Source organism: Actinomycetospora sp. CA-053990, assembly GCF_050948445.1.
GTDB lineage: Bacteria > Actinomycetota > Actinomycetes > Mycobacteriales > Pseudonocardiaceae > Actinomycetospora > Actinomycetospora callitridis.
This window is the reverse complement of sequence record NZ_CP192043.1, coordinates 157,625-181,080: the sequence shown is the minus strand read 5'-3', so window position 1 is coordinate 181,080 and position 23,456 is coordinate 157,625. Positions and strand designations below refer to the sequence as shown.

At 74.6% G+C, this 23,456-nt stretch carries 23 protein-coding genes; 6 read left to right on the top strand and 17 right to left on the bottom strand.

Annotated features, from left to right (window positions below; translation table 11 throughout):
- Positions 1–6 precede the first annotated feature (6 nt).
- Entirely contained in the window at positions 7–453 is a 447-nt protein-coding gene (locus tag ACQPYN_RS00890) for a MarR family winged helix-turn-helix transcriptional regulator (protein ID WP_433032168.1), read from the top strand.
- Positions 454–462: 9 nt separating this feature from the next.
- Entirely contained in the window at positions 463–1,281 is an 819-nt protein-coding gene (locus tag ACQPYN_RS00885; protein WP_433032165.1) for a CPBP family intramembrane glutamic endopeptidase, read from the top strand.
- 54 nt (positions 1,282–1,335) lie between these two features.
- On the opposite strand, the gene ACQPYN_RS00880 is transcribed toward ACQPYN_RS00885, so the two are convergent.
- Positions 1,336–2,247: an SDR family NAD(P)-dependent oxidoreductase gene (locus ACQPYN_RS00880; protein WP_433032162.1), complete on the bottom strand. Its 912-nt coding sequence runs from the start codon at positions 2,245–2,247 to the stop codon at positions 1,336–1,338.
- 39 nt (positions 2,248–2,286) lie between these two features.
- On the opposite strand from ACQPYN_RS00880, the gene ACQPYN_RS00875 reads away from it, so the two are divergent.
- Complete coding sequence (locus tag ACQPYN_RS00875) at positions 2,287–3,486, top strand: arginine deiminase (RefSeq protein WP_433032159.1); 1,200 nt, start codon at positions 2,287–2,289, stop codon at positions 3,484–3,486.
- A gap of 165 nt (positions 3,487–3,651) precedes the next feature.
- Complete coding sequence (locus tag ACQPYN_RS00870) at positions 3,652–4,590, top strand: DUF5914 domain-containing protein (protein ID WP_433038648.1); 939 nt, start codon at positions 3,652–3,654, stop codon at positions 4,588–4,590.
- 197 nt (positions 4,591–4,787) lie between these two features.
- Here the strand turns inward: ACQPYN_RS00870 and ACQPYN_RS00865 are convergent, their stop codons facing one another.
- Positions 4,788–5,534, bottom strand: a complete 747-nt coding sequence (locus ACQPYN_RS00865) for a class I SAM-dependent methyltransferase (RefSeq protein WP_433038645.1) — start codon at positions 5,532–5,534, stop codon at positions 4,788–4,790.
- Positions 5,535–5,942: 408 nt separating this feature from the next.
- Between ACQPYN_RS00865 and ACQPYN_RS00860 the strand changes: the two genes are divergently transcribed.
- Positions 5,943–7,337 (top strand): ferredoxin reductase family protein, encoded by a 1,395-nt coding sequence (locus ACQPYN_RS00860; protein WP_433032156.1) that lies wholly within the window; start codon positions 5,943–5,945, stop codon positions 7,335–7,337.
- A 43-nt stretch (positions 7,338–7,380) separates the two neighbouring features.
- Positions 7,381–7,935 (top strand): ferritin, encoded by a 555-nt coding sequence (locus tag ACQPYN_RS00855; RefSeq protein WP_274196895.1) that lies wholly within the window; start codon positions 7,381–7,383, stop codon positions 7,933–7,935.
- Here the strand turns inward: ACQPYN_RS00855 and ACQPYN_RS00850 are convergent.
- From ACQPYN_RS00850 to ACQPYN_RS00780, 15 genes are all read right to left on the bottom strand, one after another.
- A complete protein-coding gene (locus ACQPYN_RS00850; RefSeq protein ID WP_433032151.1) occupies positions 7,864–8,886 on the bottom strand; it encodes a DUF4328 domain-containing protein in 1,023 nt (340 codons plus the stop codon). The genes ACQPYN_RS00855 and ACQPYN_RS00850 overlap by 72 nt on opposite strands.
- Before the next feature lie 14 nt (positions 8,887–8,900).
- A complete protein-coding gene (locus tag ACQPYN_RS00845; RefSeq protein WP_433032148.1) occupies positions 8,901–9,230 on the bottom strand; it encodes a rhodanese-like domain-containing protein in 330 nt (109 codons plus the stop codon).
- A 118-nt stretch (positions 9,231–9,348) separates the two neighbouring features.
- Positions 9,349–10,953 (bottom strand): solute symporter family protein, encoded by a 1,605-nt coding sequence (locus tag ACQPYN_RS00840; protein WP_433032145.1) that lies wholly within the window; start codon positions 10,951–10,953, stop codon positions 9,349–9,351.
- Positions 10,950–11,309, bottom strand: coding sequence for a DUF485 domain-containing protein (locus ACQPYN_RS00835; protein WP_433032142.1), 360 nt, complete (start codon positions 11,307–11,309; stop codon positions 10,950–10,952). Before ACQPYN_RS00835 ends, ACQPYN_RS00840 begins: the two co-directional genes overlap by 4 nt.
- Positions 11,310–11,535: 226 nt before the next feature.
- A complete protein-coding gene (locus ACQPYN_RS00830; protein ID WP_433032139.1) occupies positions 11,536–13,275 on the bottom strand; it encodes a cation acetate symporter in 1,740 nt (579 codons plus the stop codon).
- 5 nt (positions 13,276–13,280) lie between these two features.
- The gene (locus ACQPYN_RS00825) at positions 13,281–14,138 is read right to left on the bottom strand and encodes a hypothetical protein (RefSeq protein ID WP_433032136.1); all 858 of its coding nucleotides are present in this window, start codon (positions 14,136–14,138) and stop codon (positions 13,281–13,283) included.
- A 440-nt stretch (positions 14,139–14,578) separates the two neighbouring features.
- The gene (locus ACQPYN_RS00820; RefSeq protein ID WP_274187314.1) at positions 14,579–15,436 is read right to left on the bottom strand and encodes a LytR/AlgR family response regulator transcription factor; all 858 of its coding nucleotides are present in this window, start codon (positions 15,434–15,436) and stop codon (positions 14,579–14,581) included.
- Positions 15,437–15,642: 206 nt separating this feature from the next.
- A complete protein-coding gene (locus ACQPYN_RS00815) occupies positions 15,643–16,008 on the bottom strand; it encodes a hypothetical protein (protein ID WP_433032131.1) in 366 nt (121 codons plus the stop codon).
- Positions 16,005–16,763 (bottom strand): ESX secretion-associated protein EspG, encoded by a 759-nt coding sequence (locus ACQPYN_RS00810; protein ID WP_433032128.1) that lies wholly within the window; start codon positions 16,761–16,763, stop codon positions 16,005–16,007. Before ACQPYN_RS00810 ends, ACQPYN_RS00815 begins: the two co-directional genes overlap by 4 nt.
- A complete protein-coding gene (locus ACQPYN_RS00805; protein ID WP_433032125.1) occupies positions 16,760–18,241 on the bottom strand; it encodes a hypothetical protein in 1,482 nt (493 codons plus the stop codon). The genes ACQPYN_RS00810 and ACQPYN_RS00805 overlap by 4 nt, the downstream gene beginning before the upstream one ends.
- An 82-nt stretch (positions 18,242–18,323) precedes the next feature.
- On the bottom strand, positions 18,324–19,208 hold the full coding sequence (locus tag ACQPYN_RS00800) for a S49 family peptidase (protein WP_433032122.1): 885 nt from the start codon (positions 19,206–19,208) through the stop codon (positions 18,324–18,326).
- 51 nt (positions 19,209–19,259) lie between these two features.
- Positions 19,260–20,462, bottom strand: a complete 1,203-nt coding sequence (locus tag ACQPYN_RS00795; RefSeq protein ID WP_274196884.1) for a histidine kinase — start codon at positions 20,460–20,462, stop codon at positions 19,260–19,262.
- Between the two features lie 4 nt (positions 20,463–20,466).
- On the bottom strand, positions 20,467–21,327 hold the full coding sequence (locus ACQPYN_RS00790; RefSeq protein ID WP_433032118.1) for an Fpg/Nei family DNA glycosylase: 861 nt from the start codon (positions 21,325–21,327) through the stop codon (positions 20,467–20,469).
- 6 nt (positions 21,328–21,333) lie between these two features.
- The gene (locus tag ACQPYN_RS00785) at positions 21,334–21,789 is read right to left on the bottom strand and encodes a hypothetical protein (protein WP_433032115.1); all 456 of its coding nucleotides are present in this window, start codon (positions 21,787–21,789) and stop codon (positions 21,334–21,336) included.
- A 9-nt stretch (positions 21,790–21,798) separates the two neighbouring features.
- Complete coding sequence (locus ACQPYN_RS00780) at positions 21,799–23,448, bottom strand: class I adenylate-forming enzyme family protein (RefSeq protein WP_433032112.1); 1,650 nt, start codon at positions 23,446–23,448, stop codon at positions 21,799–21,801.
- Between the last annotated feature and the right edge of the window lie 8 nt (positions 23,449–23,456).

Sequence of the window (23,456 nt, the reverse complement as noted above, 5' to 3'; positions counted from 1 at the left end):
AGTGACGTGGCCGACCTCGACGAGCTGGACGCCACGACGCTCGCGGTGCGCGACCTCATCGCCGCGTCCCGCGAGCTCGTCGGGCGGATGGCGCGGGTGATGGACATGAACGCCACGGACATGTCGGCGATCGGCGAGCTGACCCAGCACGGGTCGATGGGCACGGCCGATCTCGGGCGTCGCCTCGGCATCAGCTCCGCCTCGGCCACCGTGCTCGTCGACCGCCTCGAACGGGCCGGTCACGTCGAACGCGTCCGGGACACCGCCGACCGGCGGCGCGTGGTGCTCACCGTGACCGAGGCCGCCCGTGCCGCGTCCTCCGCGGCCTGGCTGCCCGCGGTCCGCGAGATCGACGAGGTGTGCCGCACGCTCGGCGACGCCGAGAAGGCCTTCGCCCACGACCTCCTCACCCGGCTCACCGCGGCCGTCGATCGGTCCGGGCGCCCCGCCTAGCCTGGGCCCGTGATCAGCCGGGAGACGTGGCGGGCGTGGCTGCGTCCCGCTCCCCCGGCCGGCGTCGTCGTCCTCGACCCGCCCGGGCGCCGCCTGCTGCGCACCGAGCTCGTCGTGGTCTTCGCGGTGACGCTCGGGCTGTCCGGCGTGCGGAGCCTGATCTCGCTGCTCGACGCGCTGTCCTCGCCGGTGCCGCTGGACCAGCGCCAGGTGGCCATCGACGAGAGCCTCGCCCGCAACCCGTGGGCCGACCTCGCGGCGCAGCTCGCGGGCTCGCTGGCCCTCGTCGCGTGGGGAGCGCTCGGGCTCTACCTGCTCGTCCGCGGCGGCTCGGGACCGCGCGACGTCGGGCTCGACGGGCGGCGCCCCGGCCGCGACGCGCTGGCCTCGGTGGGCCTGGCCGCGCTGATCGGCATCCCCGGCCTCGCGCTCTACCTGGCCGCGCGCTCGCTGGGCCTGAACACCACCGTCGTCCCCTCGCTGCTGGAGGACCACTGGTGGCGGGTTCCCGTGCTGATCATCTCGGCGGTGGCCAACGCCTGGGCCGAGGAGGTCCTGGTGGTCGGCTACCTGCTCCACGGCCTGCGGCGCCTCGGCGTCGGCGAGAACCGTGCGCTGGCGATCTCGGCCGCCCTGCGCGGGTCGTACCACCTGTACCAGGGCTTCGGCGGCGGGCTGGGCAACCTGCTCATGGGCCTGGTGTTCGGGCGGTACTGGCAGCGCACCGGCCGGCTGTGGCCCCTCGTCGGCGCCCACGCCCTGCTCGACGTCGTCGCCTTCGTCGGCTCGGCGCTGCTGGCCGGCGCGCTGCCGTTCCTGCCGGCGTGAGTGTCAGCGGCGTGGCGTCGCAGACGTCGAGTGTCCGCAACGGCACGCACTGGCTCACGAGATGATCTTGTGCCGGGAGCGCGCCATCATGTTCTCCGGCGCCGGGTCCATGCCCGCCTCGGCGAACAGCTCGTCCATGCGACCCGGGATGTTCTCGGCGTCCCAGCGGTGCCCGTCGCCGCGGACCTCGGCCACCGACGTGAACGGTTGGTAGAGCTCGATCGAGTCGCCCTGGACGCCGAACACCTTGCCGCTGATGTGCGACGACGCGTCGGAGGCGAGGTAGGCGACGAACGGCCCGACGTTGTCGGGGTCGAAGAAGTCGAACTCGCCGCGCTCGAGGCTCGCCCGACGGTCCTCGCGCACGTCCGGGGGCAGCAGCGCCTCGGTCATGCGGGTCAGCGCCGAGGGCGCGATCGCGTTCGAGGTGACGTTGTAGCGGGCCATCTCCATCGCGACGATCGTCGAGAACGCCGCGATGCCGGCCTTCGCCGCGCCGTAGTTCGCCTGCCCGAAGTTGCCGAGGATCCCCGAGGTCGACGCGGTGTGCACCAGGTGCCCGGGCCGCTCGTTCTCCCGCCAGTAGCGGCAGGCCGCGCGCGTCGGGGCGAAGTGGCCGCGCAGGTGGACGCGGACGACGTCGTCCCACTCGGCGTCCGACATCTTGACCAGCGTCCGGTCGCGCAGGATGCCCGCGTTGTTGACCACCGCGTCCAGCGCGCCGAACCGCTCGACGGCCGTGGCGACGAGCGCGTCGGCGACCTCGGCGTCGGAGACGTCGCCCGGCACGGCGGCCGCGCGGCCCCCGGCGGCGGTGATCTCGCCGACGACCTCCTCACCGGCGTCGGCGTCGAACTCGGCGACGATGACGGCCGCCCCCTGCCGCGCGCACTCCAGCGCCTCGCCCCGCCCGATGCCGCGACCGGCACCGGTGACGACGACCACCTTGTCCTCGAGGAGTCCCATGGCGCGCAGGGTAGATCGGGCGTCCTAGGGTCGCCGACCGTGGATGCGCCGCACGTGGACTCCGAGGTCGGTGCGTTGCGCACGGTCGTCCTGCACCGCCCGGGCCCCGAGCTCGAGCGCCTGACCCCGCGCAACGCCGACCGCCTGCTCTTCGACGGCATCCCCTGGGTGGAGCGCGCCCAGGTCGAGCACGACGCCTTCGCCGACCTGCTGCGCGCCCACGGCGTGCGGGTCCTCCTGCTCGGGGACGTGCTCGTCGAGGCGCTCGCGGACCCGGCGGCGCGGGAGGCCGGGATCGCCGACGCCGTCGACGAGCGGGCACTCGGACGCGAGCTCGGCGAGGCGGTGCGCGCCGAGCTGCACGGGTTCGACGACGTCGCGCTGGCCGCGGCCCTCATCGGCGGGCGCTCGTTCGCCGAGCTGGGTGTGACGGGACGCTCACTGGTGCGCGCCATGGCGGCGCCGCACGACTTCGCCGTCGACCCGCTGCCCAACCTCATGTTCACCCGCGACTCGTCGATCCGGGTCGGCGCGCGCGTCGTGGCGTCGTCGATGGGGATGCCGGCGCGCCGCCGGGAGGCCTCGCTGGTCGCGCTCGCCCAGCGCCACCACCCGGAGCTCGGCGTCGTGGCGCCGACCGCGCCCCGCGACCCGTCCGCGGTCGAGGGCGGCGACGTGCTGCTGCTCGCGCCCGGCGTGCTGGCGGTCGGGGTGGGCGAGCGCACGAGCCCCGCCGGCGCCGAGTCGTTCGCGCGGGCCATGTTCGCCGACGGCCTCGCCCACACCGTCCTCGCGGTCCCGATTGCGCAGCGCCGGGCGACGATGCACCTCGACACCGTCGCGACCATGGTCGACACCGACACGATGGTCATCTACCCGGGCGTGCTCGACGGGCTCGAGGCGTGGACGGTGCGCCCGGAGGGCCCGGACCACCTCGACATCCGGGGCCCCGAGCCGTTCCGGCCGGCCGCGGCGCGCGCCATGGGGATCGACGAGCTGCGGGCCGTCGACACCGGGCTCGAGTCCGTCGCCGCGGAGCGCGAGCAGTGGGACGACGGCAACAACACCCTCGCGCTGGCGCCCGGGCGCGTCGTCGCCTACGAGCGCAACACCACGACGAACGCGCGGCTCGAGGCCGCCGGGATCGAGGTGCTGACGATCGCCGGGTTCGAGCTCGGCTCGGGGCGTGGTGGCCCGCGGTGTCTGTCGTGCCCCTGGGAACGTGCCCCCGTGGAGTGACACCGTGCACGTTCGGCGCAGCACGACGTGCGTCCGGCCACAGGCCGCGTCCCCTCACTGCACTGTGGCGACGCCCGGCCTAGCGTCCGGTTCGTGCTGAAGAAGGCGGAACGGCGCACGCCGGCGAACCCGCTGCGACGGCTGTCGGAGCGGGAATGGGCGGCCATGGAGCCCACCTGGCGCGACGCGAAGGTCGGCATCATCGACGCGGCGCTCGCGCGCGCCACGGCTCGTCCGTCGGGCAACTGGTACGTCGTCGGCGCGAGCCGCGACATCCGCACCGGCACCCCGTTCGGGACCACGGTGGCCGGGGTGGAGCTGGTGCTCTGGCGCTCGCCGGACGGGTCCGTGCACGCGGGCCCCGGCGCGTGCCCGCACCTCGGCGCGGACATGAGCACCGCCGTGCAGTCGGGCTGCGAACTGATCTGCCGCTGGCACGGCCTCGCCCTCGGGCCGTCGGGACGCGCGGGCTGGCGCACGCTGCCCGCGTTCGACGACGGCGCGCTGACCTGGGTGCGCCTCGACGCGGTGGGCGGCGAGGAGCCCACCGACGCCCCGATCCTGCCGGAGCGCCCGGACGTCGACGAGAGCCTCGTGGCCGTGGCGTCGATGGTCGGCACCTGCGAGCCCGCCGACGTCCTCGCGAACCGGCTCGACCCCTGGCACGGCGCGTGGTTCCACCCGCACTCGTTCGCCGACCTGCGCGTCGAGCGCGCGCCGGGGCGCGAGGCGAGCGAGGAGGACGACCACTTCGACCTCAAGGTGGCGTTCCGGATCTCGAAGAACTGGGGCGTGCCCGTGCGTGCCCGGTTCACGTGCCCGGAGCCGCGGACGATCGTCATGCACATCACCGAGGGCGAGGGCGCGGGCAGCGTCGTCGAGACCCACGCGACCCCGCTCGCCCCGCACCCCGACGGGCGGCCGCGCACCGCGGTGGTCGAGGCGACGATCGCCCACTCCGCCCGCCCGGGCTTCGTCCACGCCCGTCGCGTCCAGACCCTCGTGCGCCCGGTGATGGAGTGGGCCGCCAAGCGCCTGTGGACCGACGACATCGAGTACGCCGAGCGCACCTACGCCGTCCGCGCCGCCCGCCGTCGCGCCTGACGCTCCCCGCTCCGGGAGTGCACGCTCCGCGTGCAAGCGCTGCGTCCACGCTGGCGCTGAACGCCAGGATCGCCACATCGTGGCGCGCCCCGACACGCCGAGCCCGTGCCAGCATGGGGTCCATGCTGACGTCCAACGTCAGGAAATCCACCAGCTCGCCGCCCACCGCCCCGTGAGCCACGAGCGGGGATCTGGCCTCAGCGGCGTCCCAGCACCGTGTGCACGATCCCGCGCTGCCAGCCGTCGACGGGGCGGGTGTGGACCTCGCGCAGCCCGGCGTCGCGCAGACGCCGCTCGAGCCGCCCGAGGCCGTCGAAGGCCAGGACGCTGCGCCAGAGGTAGCGGTAGAGCGAGGCATCGCCGGTGACGCGCCACCCGAGCGGGATGATCACCGCCCAGCACACGGCGCTCCAGACACCGCGCGCGTAGGCCGAGTCGGCCACCGAGTACTCGTGCACCGCGATCGGGGCGCCGGGCGCGAGGTGGTCCACGAGCACGCCGACGCCGGCGTCGCGGTCGGGCAGGTTGCGGACGAGGTAGGCGGCGAGCAGGCCGTCGAACGGACCCTCGAGGCCCTCGGCCACCAGCGCGGCGTGCAGGTCCTCGGCCCGCGCGTGCACGAACCGCACGGTGTCCGGCCAGGACTTCTCGCGGGCACGGGCGAGCATCTCGGCCGACGCGTCGACCGCGACGACGCGGGCCTGCGGGTAGGTCTCGACGAGCGCCGCCGTCGAGAGCCCCGTGCCGCATCCGACGTCGAGCAGGACGGCGCCCGCGCCGCCGTCGGGCAGGCCGAGGCGACGGGCCGACAGGCGCAGGTGGTCGTGGTAGCCGGGGTTCGCGCCGACGAGGCGGTCGTACGACGTGGCGTCCTGGTCGAACTGGGCGGAGACACCCGCGGCCGCGGTTGCGCGGTCGAAGCCGGGGCGCGGACGGGGGCGCAGCGACCGCCAGGCCGGCGGGACGAGCGCGACACCGGCTGCGGCGAGGGCGAGCACGGCCGGGAAGCGGAGACGCGAACGCGAGATCACGCGCGCATCCTGCCCGGTGACGTCCGATCGGGCGCTTCGTGGTTGCAGGAGGTGCGTCCGCTCGGCTCTCCGCAACGGCGTGTCGCGGGATCGACGATGTGCCGATCCTGGCGTTCAGTGCCAGCGTGGACGCAGGGCTTGCACCGCAGGTGCGCCGTCCGGCGAAGCTGAGAGCCGGTCTCAGCAGACGGAGCAGGTATTCACCCGATCAGGGGAACAGGGTGTGCCTGGGCGCGTCGTGGGCGCCCGTCGTCGCGCCGCGGACGGACCGGCTCTCAGACGCGCCGGGGCCGCTGATCCACCGTGCCTACCGTCCGCCCCGTGCAGCAACGCTCAACACGCGCCGTGTGGGTGGCGGTCCTCGCCGCCCTCGTGGTGATCCCGGTCGGTCTCGTCGCGGTCCGCGGCGGAGGCAGCTCGGTGCTCGGTGTGCTCTCGGTCGGCCTGGGCCTGCTCGCGCTGACCCTGCTCGTGGTCGTCGTGGTGGTCCCCTCGCGGGTGCGCTCGCTGACCCGGGCGTTCGGGGTCGAAAAGGTCCTGGGCCTGCACCGCTGGCTGGGCACCCTGGCGATCGTCCTCGTGGGCATCCACATGACCGTCGCGATCCTCAACCACCCGAGCCTGCTCAACCCCTTGCAGGGCACCGCCGCGGCCCGGGCCGGCTGGAGCTCGGTCGGCGGGCTGCTCCTGGTCGGCTTCGTCGCGGTCCGCGGTCGGCGTCCCGGCGCGCGCTACGAGATCTGGGCGCGGCTGCACGTCCTGCTCGCCGGCGTCGCGCTCGTCCTCGCCGGCCTGCACGTCTTCTGGCTGGGCAACCTCGTCGCCGACCCCGTGATGCGCGTCGTGCTCTCCGCGCTCGTGCTGGTGCTGCTCGGGGTGCTCGCCCACCGCTGGGTGTGGCGCCCGCTGTTCTCGCGCCAGGGCGCCTATGTCGTCTACGGCGTGCGCCGCGAGAGCGAGACGGTGAGCACGCTCGTGCTCGCGCCGGTGCACCTGCGCCGCGGCGGGCTGCGCTTCGCGCCCGGTCAGTTCGTCTGGCTGCGCCTCAAGCGCGGAGTGGTCGGCGCCGAGGAGCACCCGTTCACGATCGCGTCCAGCGCGCGGGTGACCGGACGCATCGAGCTCACCGTCCGCGACCAGGGCGACTTCTCCGGGCTCCTCTCGACGCTGCGCACCGGCAGCAAGGTGTGGCTCGACGGGCCGCACGGCTCGTTCTCGACCGAGGCGGCCCCCGGCTCGGCCGGGCTCGTGCTGCTCGCCGGCGGGGTCGGCATCACCCCGATGATGAGCATGCTGCGCACGCTCGCCGACCGCGGCGACACCCGCACCCACCGCCTCGTGCTCGCCGAGCGGGGCACCGAGCCGCTGTTCGCCGACGAGCTCACCGCCCTCGCCCGTCGCCTCGACCTGCGGGTCACGCGCACGGACGGACGCCGCATCGACGCCGACCTGCTCGCCGAGGTGCTGCCCGCCGACACCGCCGCCCGCCAGGTGCTCGACTACTTCGTCTGCGGCTCGCCCTCGGTGCTCGCGGGCTCCCTGGCGGCGCTCGACCAGATCGGGATCCCGGCGCCGCGCATCCACACCGAGCAGTTCGGGTGGTCCGGCGCGATCCCGCTGCAGGCCGTCGGGGAGCCCGCCGGGGTCGCCGGGAACGAGGCCCCGGGTGGGCGACGTCACGGCTCCAAGCACGGTCGCCGCAGCGTACGGACATGAACGAGCGGTCGGGCCCGGAGCGCTCTGACCTAGACTCGGTTTCATGACCGCCGCGCAGTCGAAGTTCCACGAGCTGCTGCGGACGCAGATCCGCAACGAGTTCACCGCATCGCAGCAGTACACGGCGGTGGCCGTGCACTGCGACGACCAGGATCTCCCGCAGCTCGCCGCGCACTTCTACGCCCAGGCGCTCGAGGAGCGCAACCACGCGATGGGCATGGTGCAGTACCTGCTGGACAACGACCTGCCGATCACCATCCCCGGCATCGACGCCGTGCGGAACGACTTCTCGTCGCTCGAGGAGATCGTGGAGCTCGTGCTGCGCCAGGAGCAGACGGTCACCGACCAGATCGCCACCCTCGCGCGCACGGCCCGCGACGAGGGCGACTACCTGGGCGAGCAGTTCATGCAGTGGTACCTCAAGGAGCAGGTCGAGGAGGTCGCCTCGATGACCACGCTCCTGCGCATCGTGCGGCGCGCCGGCGACAACCTCTTCCACGTCGAGGACTTCGTCGCCCGCGAGATGTCACCCGACCTCGGAACCGACCCCACCGCTCCGCCCGCCGCCGGCGGCAACGCGATCGTCAGCGCCGGCTGAGACCGCCGCACCCACCGCCAGCACCGCCTCCCGCCCCGCCGGACGCAGGTCGGGGGCGAGCAGCTCGGTCAGGTCGGTGACGACCCGGATCGTCACGAGCGCGACCACCGCGGCCGCGATGTCGGCGACCGCGTGCAGCAGCACCGCGTCGGCCAGCGCCTGCGTGCTGTCCCCGAGCCCGCGCAGCACGGCCGCGACACCCAGCACGACGCTCCCGGCCCACGCGAGCCACCACTGCCGCACGGGTCGCGACGGGCGGGGCTGCTCGTCGGCGGGACGACCCGAGGCGGCGTGCTCGACCTCGGTGAGCGCGGCCCCGGGGATCGTGAGGTTCGGACCGGGCAGCAGGCTCCCGATCACGACCGCCCAGTCCCGCCGGGCGGGGCGCGTCCCGGAGATCGTGGCGGCGATGCCGCGGGCGAGCAGCAACCAGCGCAGGAACAGCGCACCGGTCGCGACGGCCGCCACGGGCGTCAGGAGCCCGACGAGCGTGACCAGGGCGTCGGAGAACGCCAGCGGCGCCGACGAGAGCGCCTCGGAACGGCTGGCGACGAGCAGGCCGTAGCGCCACAGCTCCGCGAGCGCGGCGATCCCGGCGAGCACCGCGGTCGTCATGGCGAGGTTCCCGAGGAGCCCGGCGGTGCCCCGCAGGACGGCCTCCGGCTCGCGGGGCGGCGTGGCCGGGAGCGGGCCCTCGTCACCGCGCGGTTCCGGCGCGGGCATCCAGGTCCGGAGGCTCCAGCGCGGGACGGCGGGGTAGCGCGGCGGGCCCGCGTACGGACGGCGTGGCACGCGGGGCTCACGGGGCCGCAGCGCGTCCGGGGGCAGCGCCACCCACCGGACGCCGGCGAGGACGCGGCCGCAGTGCACGCAGTAGCGGGTCGCGCCCGTGCGGGGCGCGCCCGGGGAGTCCGGCGGCGGCTGGGGCCGCCCACACCGCGGGCAGGTCACCGACGCCTCCCCACTCAGACCACCCGGGCCGGTCCGGGCCCCTCGGTGGTCATCGGACGGCCCTCGGCCTCCCAGGCCAGCATCCCGCCGGTGACGTTGACGGCCTCGTGGCCGCGCTGGGCGAGGAACATCGTGACCTGGGCCGAGCGTCCGCCGACCTTGCACACGACGGCCAGCGGGCCCTCGGGGATCTCGTCGAGACGCCCCGTGATCTGCGACATCGGCAGGTGCACCGCGCCCGGCGCATGCCCGGCGGCCCACTCGTCGTCCTCACGGACGTCCAGCAGCGTCGCCCCGGCCGGGATCTCGCCGGGGCCGACCGAGGGGAGTCCGGGGTGGCTCACCGGTCCATCCCATCACGACCCCCCTGTGGTCGCAGCGAAGCCCGCCACCCCGGGTGGGGTGACGGGCTCCGGAGCCTGCGATCCAGTGGCCGACCGGGTGGCCGACCCAGCCGTCGACTCAGTGGTCGGCGGCGGTGCGGGACGCGCCCGCGCCGGTCATCGACCGGACCTCCATCTCGGAGAACTTGGCCTCGTTGACCGGCTCCCGCGCACCGACGTAGGTGCCGATGATGCCGAGCAGGAACGACAGCGGGATCGACACGATGCCCGGGTTCTGGAGCGGGAAGAGTGCGAAGTCGACGCCCTCGCCGAAGATCGACGTCGGGCCGCCCGACACCACGGGCGAGAAGACGATCAGCAGGATGCAGATCGCCAGGCCGCCGTAGATGCTCCACAGCGCGCCGGTGGTGTTGAACTTCTTCCAGAACAGCGAGTACAGCAGCGTCGGCAGGTTCGCCGAGGCGGCCACCGCGAAGGCCAGGGCCACGAGGAAGGCGACGTTCTGACCGTTGGCCAGGATGCCGCCGACGATGGCGACGATGCCGACGACCAGGGCGGTGCGGCGGGCGACCTTGACCTCCATGCCCGGGTCGGGCTTCCCCTCCTTGATCACGCTCGCGTAGATGTCGTGCGCGAACGAGGCCGCGGCGGTGATCGTCAGGCCGGCGACCACGGCGAGGATCGTCGCGAACGCGATCGCGGCGACGATGCCGAGCAGCAGGGTGCCGCCGAGCTGGAAGGCGAGCAGCGGGGCCGCGTCGTTGACGTTGGACGACGTGAGCGTGCCCCGCGGCAGCAGCGCGGCGGCGCCGTACCCGATCACGAGCGTGAACAGGTAGAAGATCCCGATGATCCAGATCGCCCACTGCACCGAGCGGCGCGCTTCCTTGGCCGTCGGCACCGTGTAGAAGCGCATCAGGATGTGCGGGAGACCCGCGGTGCCGAGCACCAGCGCGAGGGAGAGGGACAGGAAGTCGATCTTCGTCGTCACCGTCTTGCCGTACTGGTTGCCGGCGTCCAGGAGCTGCTTGCCGGTGTTCTCCACGGCGGAGCCCAGCAGGGCCGAGAGGTTGAACCCGTAGAGCCCGAGGACCCACACCGTCATGACCGCGGCGCCGATCACCAGCAGCGTGGCCTTGATGATCTGCACCCAGGTGGTGCCCCGCATGCCTCCGTAGAGCACGTAGACGACCATGAGGATGCCGACGATCGCGATGACGAGCGACTGCCCGTCGAACGGCGTACCCGGCACGTTCTTGACGCCCAGCAGCAGCGAGATGAGGCCGCCGGCGCCTGCCATCTGGGCCAGCAGGTAGAAGAACGACACCAGGAGCGTGGACACCGCCGCGGCGGCGCGCACCGGGCGCTGGCGCATCCGGAAGCTCAGGACGTCGCCCATGGTGAAGCGCCCGACGTTGCGGAGGAGCTCGGCGACGAGCAGGAGCGCGGTGAGCCAGGCGACGAGGAAGCCGATCGAGTACACGAAGCCGTCGTAGCCGTTGAGGGCGATCGCACCGGCGATGCCGAGGAAGGACGCCGCCGAGAGGTAGTCACCCGAGATCGCGATGCCGTTCTGGGGCCCGGTGAACGAGCTGCCTGCGGCGTAGTAGTCCGAGGCGGTGCTCGAGGTGCGGCTGACCCGGTAGACGATCACCAGGGTCACCACGACGAAGAGCGTGAAGATCCCGATGTTGAGCGCCGGGCTGCCGATCTGGGTGCTCACAGCTTCTCCTCCACGCGCTGCCGCAGCGCCTCCGCGTCGTCGTCAAGGTTCTTGTTGGCGAAGTTCACGTAGATCGTCGCGATCGCGAACGTGGACACGAACTGCAGCAGGCCCAGGACCAGACCCACGGTGAAGTTGGTGCCGCCGATCCGGGTGTCGACGACGCCGTGGGCGAAGTCGGACAGCAGCACGTACACGAGGAACCAGCCGAGGAAGACCGCGCTCATCGTGAAGATGAACCCGCGCCAGCGACGACGCAGGGACTTGAACTCCGGTGAGGCCTGGACCTCCTGGTAGGCGGACGGGGTGGCGTCGAGCGCGCTCGACCCTCCCGGGGTGTCGTCGGTGGCACTCACGAGATCTCCCCGAGGTCGTCCGTCGTCACGATCGGGCAGAACCCTAATCCGCTACAGATCAACCCGATTAGTCCTTTCGTGTGACTACTCACGGCAATATCACCCGACGAGCGGATCCACTGGGCCATTCCGATCCCTCCCGTTCGTCCGAATCGTTCCGAACGTCACGGCGCGTGGCATCCACTCACGCAGCGTCGCCGGGACGTTACGGGACGGACGGGCCCGATCAGGCCGAAGGACGCGCGCCACGCCGGACGTCGCCGAGCCCGAGGCGCTCGGGGGCGTGCAGGCGCAGGAGGGTGCGGCCCACGTTCGCGGGCACGCGCTGGGGGGACGAACGGCTCACGAGGACCATGACGAGGAACGTGAGCGGCACCGTGACGAGCGCGGGTCGCGCGAGCAGCACCCCGATCCACCCGCCCGGGGCGAGACCCGCGAGCGTCGAGCCGACGCAGAGGACCGCGAGGCCGCCGCCGATGAGCATGCCCATGGTCGCGCCGCGGTCGGTGAGGCCCTTCCACCAGATGCCGAGCACGAGCAGCGGGCAGAACGTCGAGGCGGCGAGCGCGAAGGCCAGGGAGACCGTCAGCGAGAAGTCGAGACGGGTGGCACCGAGGGCCGCGACGATCGGCACGACGCCGCCGACGTGCGCGGCGATGCGGAAGTCCCCGAGCTTGCGGGGCAGCAGGTCGGTCGACAGGACGCCGGCCACCGAGAGCAGGAGCCCCGAGGAGGTCGACAGGAACGCCGCGAACGCGCCGGCGGCGACGAGCGCGGCCAGCCCGATGCCGATCCAGCCCGGCAGCGCCGCCGTCGGCAGGAGCAGCACGGCCGCGTCGGTCTGGCCGGTGACCAGCAGCTGTGGGACGTACAGCCGCGACAACGCACCGAGCACCACGGGCAGCAGGTAGAAGCCGCCCAGCATCGCCAGCACCATGAGCGTGGTCCGGCGCGCGGCCCGGCCGTCCGGGTTCGTGTAGAAGCGCACGAGCACGTGGGGCAGGCCCATGGTGCCCAGCAGCAGAGCCAGGACCAGCGAGTACGTCGCGAGCAGCGAGTGCCCGTCCTCGCTGCCCCCGGTGAGCGGGGCGGACCACGCGCCGGCGTCGGGGTCGGCGTCGGTGACCACGGGCACCGCGGCCCCGGCCGGGAAACGCAGCGTGGTGCCGGCGTCCACCGTGTGCAGCCCCGGCGCCCACGACACCGGCCCGTTGATCGTCGCGCCGTCCACCTCGCCGCGCACGCCGATGTCGACCGGCACGGCCACCTGCAGGGTGACCGGGGTGCTCACGTCGACGCTCGTGGCGTCGGTGAACACCGGCGGCGGGGGCGTGCCGTCGCGGTCCGGCCCGAACACGAACACGGCGAGCAGCACGAGCGCGGGCACCGCGAGCGCCGTGAGCTTGAGCCAGTATTGGAAGGCCTGCACGAAGGTCATCGACCGCATGCCGCCGAAGGTGACGCTGGCGGTGACCACCAGGCCGACGGCCACCACGCCCACCCACTCCGGAGCGGTCGTCAGCACCGTGAGCGCCAGGCCGGCCGCCTGCAGCTGGGGCAGCAGGTAGAGCCACCCGATGATCACCACGAACCAGGTGGTGACCGTGCGCAGGAGCGTGGAGTCGAGCCGGACCTCGGCGAAGTCCGGCACCGTGTAGGCGCCCGAGCGGCGCAGCGGGGCGGCGACGAAGAACAGCAGCGCGAGATAGCCCGCCGTGAAGCCGATCGGGTACCAGAGCCCGTCGACACCGTCCTTGAGCACGATGCCGGCGACGCCGAGGAACGACGCCGCCGAGAGGTACTGCCCGGAGATCGCCGCGGCGTTGGCCCGGGTGCCGACGGTGCGCGAGGCGGCCAGGAAGTCGTCCGTCGTGCGTGCGACCCGCACGCCCAGGGACCCGATGACGATGGTGGCGATGACGACGACGACGACGGCGGCCACGGCGACGTACCCGGCGGTGTCCACGCCGGTCAGTCCTCCACGTTGTCGGCGAAGTCGAGCTCGTTGCGCTCGGCGGTGCGGATGTAGAGCCAGGCCAGGGCGAGCATGAACGGGTAGGGCAGGAAGCCCAGGACGAGCCAGGGCAGCGTCACGCCCGCGATCTCGACCGTCCCGACCTGCGGGAGCACGAGGAAGAGCACGGGCAGGGCGCCCAGGACGAACACCGCGACGAGGCCCAGGCGCAGGCCGAGCGCGAGCTGCGCGCGCAGGAGGTTGCGCAGCAGGAGCTCGCCGGTCTCGGTCTGCTGCTCGATCTCGGCCACCGTGCGCACGGCGCGGGTGGGCACGCGCCGCTCGGCGAGCACGACCCGGACGCGGTCGCCCGCGCCGTCGGTCTCGGACGACAGCGTGGGCACGACGACGCCGGGGCCGGTCCACAGCGCCATGTCGGCGTCGGAGATCGGGGTGTTGTCGGTGGTGGCCGAGGCGTTCACCGCCGTGGTGCGGGCGGCCATCGGCACGGGCTCGTGCGGGTCGCCGGCCTCGTCGTCGGACGAGGGACGCGCCAGCAGGGCGGGCCCGACGCCGCCCGGGCCGGTGTAGGGCACGGCCGCGAACTGCTCGGTCTCCGCGTCCGGCGCGGCGTGCCGGGGGCGGTAGCCCGACGGCGGCGTGTGCACCGCGCCGACCTCGGGGCGCGCATGCCGGCCGTGGCGTCGCGCGACGCCCGGCGGCGGCTGGCCCGGGGACGAGAACGTCGGCGGGACCGGACGACGCGGCGGGTCGGTCATCGCGACCGGGGTCGGCCCTGCGCCCGGCGCCGGGGTCGCGCCGGTGGCCGGGCCCGGGGTCGCGCCGACGGCGGCGCTCACCGGGGTGGCGGTCATCGGAGCCGCGATTGTCGAACTGCCGGTCGTCGAACTGCCGGTCGTCGAACTGCCGGTCGTCGAACCGGCGGCCATCGGGGTGGGAGGTGTCGGCACACCCGTGGCCGCCCGGCCCGACCGGGAGGGCCGCGACCGGCGGACGGTGCCGGTGTCGGGCCCGTTGCCGGTCCAGGAGTCGCCGTCGGCGTCCGGGGGCGGGCCGGCGTCCGACGCTGGGCCTGCCTCGGGCGCCGGTTCCTCCGGCGCGGCCGTCCCCGGCGCCGGCGGGTCGGGCACCGAGCGCAGCGCCTCGCCCGAGGTGCCCGGCGCGGCGTCCGCAAGCGCGGGGGAGCCATCGACCGGGCCCTCGGCAGAGCCCTCGACAGAAGTGCCCGCAGAGCTGTCGGCCCCGGCGATGCCCGGATCGGGCCCCGAGGCCCGCGCCGAGCCGCCGGGGGAGCTCACCGTCGGCCCCAGGCCTGTTTCGTCGAGCGGACGAGACGGTCCTTGAGCTCGCGCGTGTGGCGCCGGCTCACGGGCAGCTCGGCGACGTCCCCGCCGCTGCCTAGGCGCACGACGTACCCGGAGCCTGCGAGCCGCAGCTCGGTGATCAGCGGCAGCGCCACGAGGTACGAGCGGTGGATGCGCACGAAGCCGGCGTCCGACCAGCGCTCCTCGAGCACCGACAGCGGGATGCGGACGAGGTGGCTGCCCTCGGTGGTGTGCAGGCGCGCGTAGTCGCCCTGCGCCTCCACCCAGCGCACCGTCGAGCGCTGCACCAGCTTCGTGGTGCCGGCGAGCTCGACGGGGATCACCTCGTCGTCGCCCTCCTCGTCGGCGGCGGGCTCGACCGGCACGGTGGTACCGCGCGAGGACAGGATCCGCGACAGCGAGGCGTAGAGGCGCTCGGGACGCAGCGGCTTGAGCAGGTAGTCGACCGCGCCGACGTCGAAGGCCTCGACCGCACGGTCGTCGTGCGCCGTCACGAAGACCACCGACGGCGGGATGACGTACCGCGACAGGACGTTCGCGAGCTCGAGACCGTCGAGGCCCGGCATGCGGATGTCGAGGAACAGGACGTCGACGTCCGACTGCTTGGCCGGCGCCGGGAGTCCGGTCGGGGGCGTGCCACCCCCGAACCCGCCCAGGTCGACACGGTCGCCGCCCGTGAGGATGCGCAGGGCCGCGATCGCGTCGGACGCCCGTAGGACGGTGCCGACCCGCTGGTCCTGCTCGAGCAGGTACGCCAGCTCCATGAGAGCCGGCTCTTCGTCGTCGACGGCGAGTACTACGAGGCCGTCGTTCTCACTCGTGTTCACTGCGTCGCCATCCTGCCCAGCCGAGGTTCGCACGTCCACGATAGGACCCGATCGGCTCGCCACCCTTCCGTGCCCCACCCCTCGTGCAGGGCGAGCGGGGGATCCTCCGGTGTGTCGCCGAGCGGGACCACCCGTTCGGGGGTGCGTCGCTGCGCCACCCGAACGATCCGACGGGGGCGCACGGGCGTCCATGGGCCCTCACGGGCTCAGGTCGACCCGGGCTCGGGGCGGTAGGTGGCCGCGGCTCCGGCATCCGTGTGCTCCCACGCGGCGGCGCTCTCGCGCACGGCGCGTCGTAGCGCGTCGAGCTCGGCCGCGAGGGTGCGTGCCGCCGGCACCGTGTCCGACGTCACGAGCTCGCGGTACCAGGCGGCGATGGCCGCGTTGTCCTCCCCCGAACCGACGGCCAGCGACTCGGCCCCGAGGCCGTCGAGCGCGGCCTGTGCCTCGGTGACGCCCTGTTCGAGCGCGTCGACCTTCCCCGCGAACGCCCGTGCCTCGTCCGGCCGCATCGCGGCCTCACCTCCGCCGGTGCCACCGTCGCCGCCGGGAGGCGGCTGGGGTGCGCTCATGCGGTGCTCCTTCCCGGCGGGCGCGGCACGACCGCGTCGGCCAGCACGGTACGGACGTCGGAGAGCAGTTGTCCGCCGGTTGCCGGAACGAGCACCGGCGGACGCGCGGCGGCCCCGGGCGGTGACGAGCGCAGGACGTGCCGGCCACGGGGACCGTCGAGCCAGCACAGCGGCTCGGAGACGCGCCGGGGCGTGCCGTCACGCCGATCGGCCACCCCGACCTGCGTGACGGCCGTGACGAGCGCGAGCAGGTCCTCGGCGGCGTCCCGGGCACGCATCGCCCGCGCGGTCGACGGCAGGTCGGCGGGCACGGTGCCCGCGGGCACCGGCACGGGCGGTCCGGCGCCCGGCGGTACGGGCGGGACCAGACCGAACAGCGCCTCGGCGAGCCCGTCGGGCGGGCACGGCGTCACGCGCACCGGCGCCTGCGCGTGCTCGGGCGAGTCCAGCAGGGCCGCGGTGCGCCCGTCGGTGAGCGCCACTGCCGCCCGGGGCGCGGTCGCGTCGCGGCGCACGAGGTCGACGGCGAGCACCCACCACGCGACGGCGGTACCCGCGTCGAGCAGGACGCGCGCGGGCCCCGGCTCGAGCAGGCCCCGGGCGCGCAGGGCGTTCTCGGTGGCCTCGCGGTGGCGCCGGACCTCGGCGTCGGTCTCCGCGGACCAGTACGCCGGGCGCAGCGGGTAGGGCCACCCGGCCCCGCACTGCTCGAGGACCCACAGCAGCTCGTGGCGGTCGAGGACGAGTCCGCTCACCGGTCGTCCTGCTCCCCGAGCACCGGTGGCGTGACCAGGCGGCGGTCGTCGGGGTCGTCGGCGGGATCGCGCCAGGGGTCGGCGTCGACGAGGTACTCGGGGTGGCGGACGCCGGACCCGCGCGCCCGACCGGTGGCCGGGCCCGTGCCGGTGACCGGGGGGACCGCCGGGGCGTCGTCGGGGCCCGGTGCGGGGGTGTGGCCGGGACCGTGACCCCCGGCGGGCGGGGTGCCGGGGTCTGCCGGGGGTCGGCCGGGGGTCGACCGTCGCCCCCGTGCCCGCGGGCGGTCCGGCGCGGTCGGGACGGTCGGTGGACGGCGGGGTCTGCTCCGGTGTCTCGGTGGTCGAGGCGGGGTCGACGGGGCCGCGCCCGCCACGTCGCTCCCGCGGGTCACTGCCGCGTCCTGCGACGCCGCCCCCGACGCCGCCGGTGAGGCGGTCGGCGGGTGTCGGGCCGGCGGCTCCCGCCGGGCCTCGTGCGCCGGTCGCGGGGACGGTGCCGGGGGCCGAGACCGGACCCGGCATCGGGCCCGCGTCGTCCCGGGCGGCGCGCCCGGGCGGCGTGCCGGTCCGGCGGCACGGCCCGGAGCACCGCCGGCACCCGCACCACTCGGCTCCGGACCTCCCAGCAGCCGCGACACGAGCCGACCCACCGGCCCCGGCCGCGTACCGGCACCCGGGCCTCCCGCCCCACCGCCCGGCACGACACCGCCACGCCCCGCGGGCGCGCCGACCCCGCCCCCGGGACCGCCACCCGGCCCCGCGCCCCCTGCGCCCCCCACCCGCGGAGCCCCGCCGGCCGGGCCGGCAGGCCCCGCAGCGCGCGCGAGGACGCCGGGCCGCCCCGACCCCGCCCCCTCGGGACCGGCCGGGAGCCCGCGGGCGGGCGCCGGGATGCCGGGCGCGGCCGTCGACGGCCGTCCCGCGAGCCCGTCGACGGCCGACGGGGCGCCGCGGGCGGCGAGGCCGGTCTGCTCCAGGTAGGCGCGGTACGCGCCCTGAGCGGCCCGCTCCTCGGCCTGCGCAGCCTGGAAGGCCCCGAACCCGTCCGGCGGCCCTCCGCCCGTCAGCGCGCCCGCCAGGCCCGGCGTGGCCGGCGAGGCGCCGAGGACCGGCAGCGCGGGTGGACGGGGCGGCCCGACGAGCGACTGGACGCGCGCGAGGGCGTCACGCACGCCCTGGAGGCTGCCGGCCTGCCCGGTGACGGCGTCCCCGAGCCGGCTCATGCGGGCCACCAGCGTGCGCACGTGCTGCGTGGCGGCGTCGGCGTCCCGCCCGCGCCAGGAGGCCCCCAGCTCGCCGTGCGCCCGCTGGAGCCGCTGCGCCGCGGCCCGCAGCTCCTCGCCGCGGGCGGCGTGGCGCCGGCGCGCGGAGTCGAGGGCCGTGGGGTCGGCGCCGTCGTGGATCCAGCGGTGGATGAGCTCGTGGCTCAGCGCCGAGGTGTCACGCCCACCCCACGGGACGTCGGGGACCGGCACGGTCCACCACCTCCCGCAGCGGTGAGCTCACGACGTCCGGACCCGGGAGCCTAGATCCGACCGGACGACGGAGGGGAGTGAATCAGAGCCCGAACCGGCTCCAGAGGGCTCGGTGCTCGAACCACTCGAGGGCCGTGCCGACCGGGTCCAGCGCGGTCGCCGGGGCCGCGGCGGGCCCGAGGACGCCGCCCAGGCCGAGGCGCGCCAGGAGCGGCTTGCGGGGCTCGACCGTGACGGGCTCGGCGTCGGGGAATCGGCGGGCGAGGACGTCGCGGGCGGTGCCGAGCTCGTCGATCAGCCCGAGCTCCAGCGCGCGCTTCCCCGTCCACACCTCGCCGGTGAACAGGTCGCCGTTCTCCTGCAGTGCCGCACCGCGCCGCGAGCGCACCCAGTCGATGAACATCTCGTGCAGCTCGCCCTGCATGCCGAGCAGCCACTCGACGTCCTCGGCCTTCTCGGGCTGGAACGGGTCGAGGCGTGCCTTGTTCTGCCCTGCGGTGTGCAGGCGACGCTCGATGCCGAAGCGCTCGATCAGCCCCTGCAGCCCGAAGCCGCCGGACACGACGCCGATCGAGCCGACCAGCGAGGTCGGGTGCGCGTAGATCTCGTCGGCGGCGCAGGCCAGCCAGTACCCGCCGGACGCCGCGACGTCCTCGCAGAACGCCAGCACCGGCATCTGGTGCTCCTCGGCGAGGCCGCGGATGCGGTCGGCCACCAGGGCGGACTGCGTGGCCGCACCGCCCGGCGAGTTGATCACCAGGGCGACGGCCTCGGCGCGCTCCGCGGTGAACGCCCGCTTGAGGGCGTCCTCGACCGCGTTGATGTTGATGAGCGACCTCGGCACCGGCCCGCTGGCCGCGGCGATCACGCCCTGCAGGCGTACGACGCTCACCGTGCGCGTGCCGGTGGCGGCCGCGAGGGGACCGGGCAGGACCGAGGACAGGGCCGAGCCGAACCGCAATTCCATGACCCGAGACTATCGGCGCCGAACGGGTGGCCCGTGATCACCGGCGCCGAGCTACACGCGGACGCCGGCCCGGAACTTCGGCACGCGCAGGATGATCTTCGTCCCCGCGCCGCGCTCGGTCTCGACGATCAGGCCGTAGTCGGGGCCGAAGGCCGAGCGCATGCGGTCGTCCACGTTGCCGAGGCCGACGTGGGCGCCGGAGAGGTGCGCGTCGCGGTTCTCCTCCTTGAGCGCCTGCGGGTCCATGCCGACGCCGTCGTCCTCGACGATGATCGTGCACTCGGCGCCGGAGTCCTCGGCGGTGAGCGTGACGGTGCCGCCGCCCGGCTTGCCCGAGAGCCCGTGGCGCACCGCGTTCTCGACCAGCGGCTGCAGCGCCAGGAACGGCAGGACCACCGAGAGCACCTCGGGCGCGACCTGCACCTTGACCGTGAGCCGGTTGCCGAACCGGGCGTGCTCGAGCGCCAGGTAGCGGTCGATGTTCTTGAGCTCGTCGGCCAGCGTCGTGTACTCGCCGGCCTGCCGGAACGAGTAGCGGGTGAAGTCCGCGAACTCCATGAGCAGCTCACGGGCGCGCTCGGGGTCGGTGCGGATGAACGAGGCCACCGTGTTGAGCGCGTTGTAGATGAAGTGCGGCGAGATCTGCGCGCGCAGCGCCCGGACCTCGGCGCGGTTGAGGCGGGCGCGGGACTCGTCGAGGTCGGCGAGCTCGAGCTGGCTGGAGACGTAGCGCGCGACCTCCGCCGAGGCGCGCAGCAGCACCGGCCCCGGGGTGTCCGCGCTGACCGCGGCGAGCGTGCCGGCGACGTTGCCGTCGACCTCGAGGGGCACGACGACGATCCCGCGCACCGGGCAGTCCTGGGAGCCGCACTCGATGTCCTTGCGGCTGGCCACCTGCTGGCGCCCCGTGCGCATGACCTTCTCGGCGTACTGGCGCACGTCCAGGCTGTGGTGCTCGGCCTCGCCGTCCCAGGCCAGGGGCACGCAGTCCGAGCCCGTCATCGACAGCGCCTCGGTGTCGAGCAGCGTGCGCAGGTAGGGCACGGCGAACTGCGCCGACCCCTCCGACAGGCCCTCGCGCAGCGCGGGCGCGGCCAGCGAGACGGTGTGCAGCGTGGAGAACGTCGCGCGCTCCAGCGGCGACGCGAACTGGTTGCGCCGCTTCACGCGGCGGTAGACCAGCACCGCGACCACCAGCGCGATCGCCACCACGACGGCGGCGACCACGCGCGGATCGGTCAGCCAGGCGGGCACGGGGCTATTTGACCAGACGGGACAGCCGGCGGTCCGCCAACGCGCGACCCTGCGTCTGGCATGTGGGGCAGTACTGGAAGGACCGTTCGGCGTACGAGACCTCGCGGACGGTGTCGCCGCACACGGGGCACGGCAGCCCGGTGCGCGCGTGCACCCGCATCCCGGAGCGCTTCTCGCCCTTCAGACGCGCGGCGTCCTGACCGACGGCGCGCTCCACCGCCTCGGACAGCACGCCGACCATCGCGGCGTGCAGCCGGTCGACCGCGTCGGCGTCGAGCTTGCCCGCCGACGCGAACGGCGACAGCTTCGCGACGTGCAGGATCTCGTCGGAGTAGGCGTTGCCGATCCCGGCGAGCACCTGCTGGTCGACGATGAGGGTCTTGAGCCGCTCGGAGCGCCCGGCGAGCAGCTCCCCGAACGACGCGCGGTCGAGCGAGAGCGCGTCCGGGCCGAGCTTGGCCACGCCCGGGACCTGCATCGGGTCCTCGACGATGTACACGGCCAGGCGCTTCTGCGTGCCCGCCTCGGTGAGGTCGAAGCCGGGCCCGCCGACCTTCTCCAGGTGCACGCGGAACTCCAGCGGCCCCTTGCCCGGCTTCGGCGGGGTGGCCGACGCCTGGTCGTGCCAGCGCAGCCACCCGGCACGCGAGAGGTGCACGACGAGGTGGAGCCCGTCGAGCTCGAGGTCCAGGAACTTCCCGTGCCGTGCCGCCCCGGTGACCAGCCGTCCGGTGAGCGCCGACAGCGGCGGGTCGAAGGTCTTGAGGACGGTCATGCTCGCGAGGTCCGTGCGCGCCACGGGGCGGGCGAGCGCGTGCGTGCGCAGGTGCTCGGCGAGGGCCTCGACCTCGGGAAGCTCCGGCATGTCAGCTCAACTGACCGGCTGCAGGGGACTGTCCGCGTAGGCGGGCGTCGCCCGGGTCTCGAGGCTCCGGATGGTCGCGGTCATCTCCTCGCGCGCGGCGGCCGTGCCGCGCACCCACCCCACCCAACGTTCGGGTGCGGAGCCGTCGGCGCCGCCCGGCGTCTCGGCGACGAGCGTGCGGGGCCGGCGCAGCACCCAGCGGCCCGGGAAGAACCCGGCCACGATCAGCAGGATCAGCCACACCCAGATCGGGACGACGACACCCTGGCTGCCGGTGAACCACCAGGCCAGGAGCGCGACCCAGAGCAGACCCATGATCGAGACGATGCCGATGGCCGCGAGCTGGCCGCCCTGCATGTCGTGCTCGAAGTCCTCCCCTGTGGCGGGGTCGGTCCACTCCAGCTTCTGGCGCACCATCCACTGCCGCCCGTCGGCGGCGCGCACGATGCGAATCTTGGCCACGCCACCACTCTAGCCCGTGGTGCGCGTCCAGATCGGTCCGCCGAGCGGGGCGGATCCCCCGGTCAGGGCGTCCCGCAGGTCCCGCTTGAGCACCTTGCCGGCGGCCGAGACGGGCAGCGCGTCGACGGCGTGCACCGCGCGCAGGCGCTTGTAGGGCGCGACCTGCTCGTCCAGGGCCGCGGCGAGGGCCGCGCCCAGCTCCGCGGTGGGGTCGTGGCCCGGCGCCGGGACGATCACGGCGACGGGCTCCTCGCCGACCGCCGCGTCCGCCCGTCCCACGACCGCCGCCGCCGCGACCTCGGGGCGGGCCGCCAGCAGCTCCTCCAGCTCGCGGGGATACACGTTGTAGCCCTTGTAGAGCAGCATGTCCTTGGCCCGGTCGACGATCTCGAGCTGGCCGTCCTCACCGACCACGCCGATGTCACCGGTCCGCAGCCAGCCGTCGACCAGCGTCTCCGCGGTGGCCTCCGGCCGGTCGAGGTAGCCGACCATCACCTGCGGGCCGCGTGCCCACACCTCGCCGGCCTCGCCCACTCCGGCCGGCGCCTCCGGCGACCCGATACGGATCTCGGTGTCCGGCACCGGGACGCCGACCGTGCCGACCCGGCGGTGCGCCGATCGCGCGGTGGCGCCGATCGTGAGACCCATCGTCGCCTCGGTCATCCCGTAGCCCTCGACGATCACCGCCTCGGGCATGCGCTCGGCGATCCGCCGGGCCAGCGCGAGCGGCATCGGCGCGGCCCCGGACGTCACCGTCCGCACCGACGTGAGGTCGCGCTGCGCCGCCTCCGGGTGCGCGAGCAGGGCGTGGAAGAGCGGCGGGGCACCCGAGATCGTCGTCGCCCGGTGGGTCTCGACGTCGGCCAGGAAGCGGACCGGGTCGAAGCGCTCGTGGACGATGCTCGTCGCCCCGGACACCACGGCGACGCCGATGCCGCCGATCGTGCCCATCGCGTGGAACCACGGGGCCACGGCGATCCCGGTGCCCTCACCGAGGCGGATCGGCCACTCCTCCGCCGGCCCGATCTGCTCGAGCCCCACCTCGCCGCCGACCCCGGGGACCGGACGCGACCCGCTGCCGTGGCAGGCGTACTGCAGGACGTTGGTGACCACGTTCGCGTGCGTGAGCACGACGCCCTTGGGGCTGCCGGTCGTGCCGCCGGTGTAGGCCAGGTGGGCGCGGGCGACGGTGGGGTCGACGTCGACCACGGGCGGTGCCTCGGCCCCGTTCACGCCGTCGAACCCGACCCCGTCGGTCGCGATCAGGGGGACGCCCGCGCCCACGTCGGCCAGCCCGACGACGGCGACCGCCCCCGCGTCCGCGAGCTGGGCGGCCACGCCGTCGGGCGGCAGCTGCGGGCTGACCGGCGTGAAAGTGGCCCCCGCCAGCAGGATCCCGTAGTAGGCGACCGGGAAGGCGAGCACGTTGGGCAGGTGCACGCCGACGACGTCGCCGGGCACCACCCCGCGGGCGTGCAGGTGGTGGGCGAATCCGCTGGCCGCGCGCCACAGCCCGGTGAAGGTCAGCGTGCGGTCGTGGTGCCGGAACGCCACGCGGTCGCCGTAGCGCCGGGCGGCGCCGTCGAGCAGCGCGCCGACCGGCACCTCCGGGTACGCCAGCCGCCCGGGAACCCAGGTCCGCCAGTCGACCGTCGTCATGGCCCGGA

Coding starts and splice junctions, on each gene's coding strand:
- ACQPYN_RS00880 (WP_433032162.1), bottom strand. CDS start 2,247: ATGGGACTCCTCGAGGACAAGGTGGTCGTCGTCACCGGTGCCGGTCGC.
- ACQPYN_RS00870 (WP_433038648.1), top strand. CDS start 3,652: ATGGAGCCCACCTGGCGCGACGCGAAGGTCGGCATCATCGACGCGGCG.
- ACQPYN_RS00855 (WP_274196895.1), top strand. CDS start 7,381: ATGACCGCCGCGCAGTCGAAGTTCCACGAGCTGCTGCGGACGCAGATC.
- ACQPYN_RS00825 (WP_433032136.1), bottom strand. CDS start 14,138: ATGACCGCCACCCCGGTGAGCGCCGCCGTCGGCGCGACCCCGGGCCCG.
- ACQPYN_RS00815 (WP_433032131.1), bottom strand. CDS start 16,008: ATGAGCGCACCCCAGCCGCCTCCCGGCGGCGACGGTGGCACCGGCGGA.
- ACQPYN_RS00800 (WP_433032122.1), bottom strand. CDS start 19,208: ATGGAATTGCGGTTCGGCTCGGCCCTGTCCTCGGTCCTGCCCGGTCCC.
- ACQPYN_RS00790 (WP_433032118.1), bottom strand. CDS start 21,327: ATGCCGGAGCTTCCCGAGGTCGAGGCCCTCGCCGAGCACCTGCGCACG.
- ACQPYN_RS00780 (WP_433032112.1), bottom strand. CDS start 23,448: ATGACGACGGTCGACTGGCGGACCTGGGTTCCCGGGCGGCTGGCGTAC.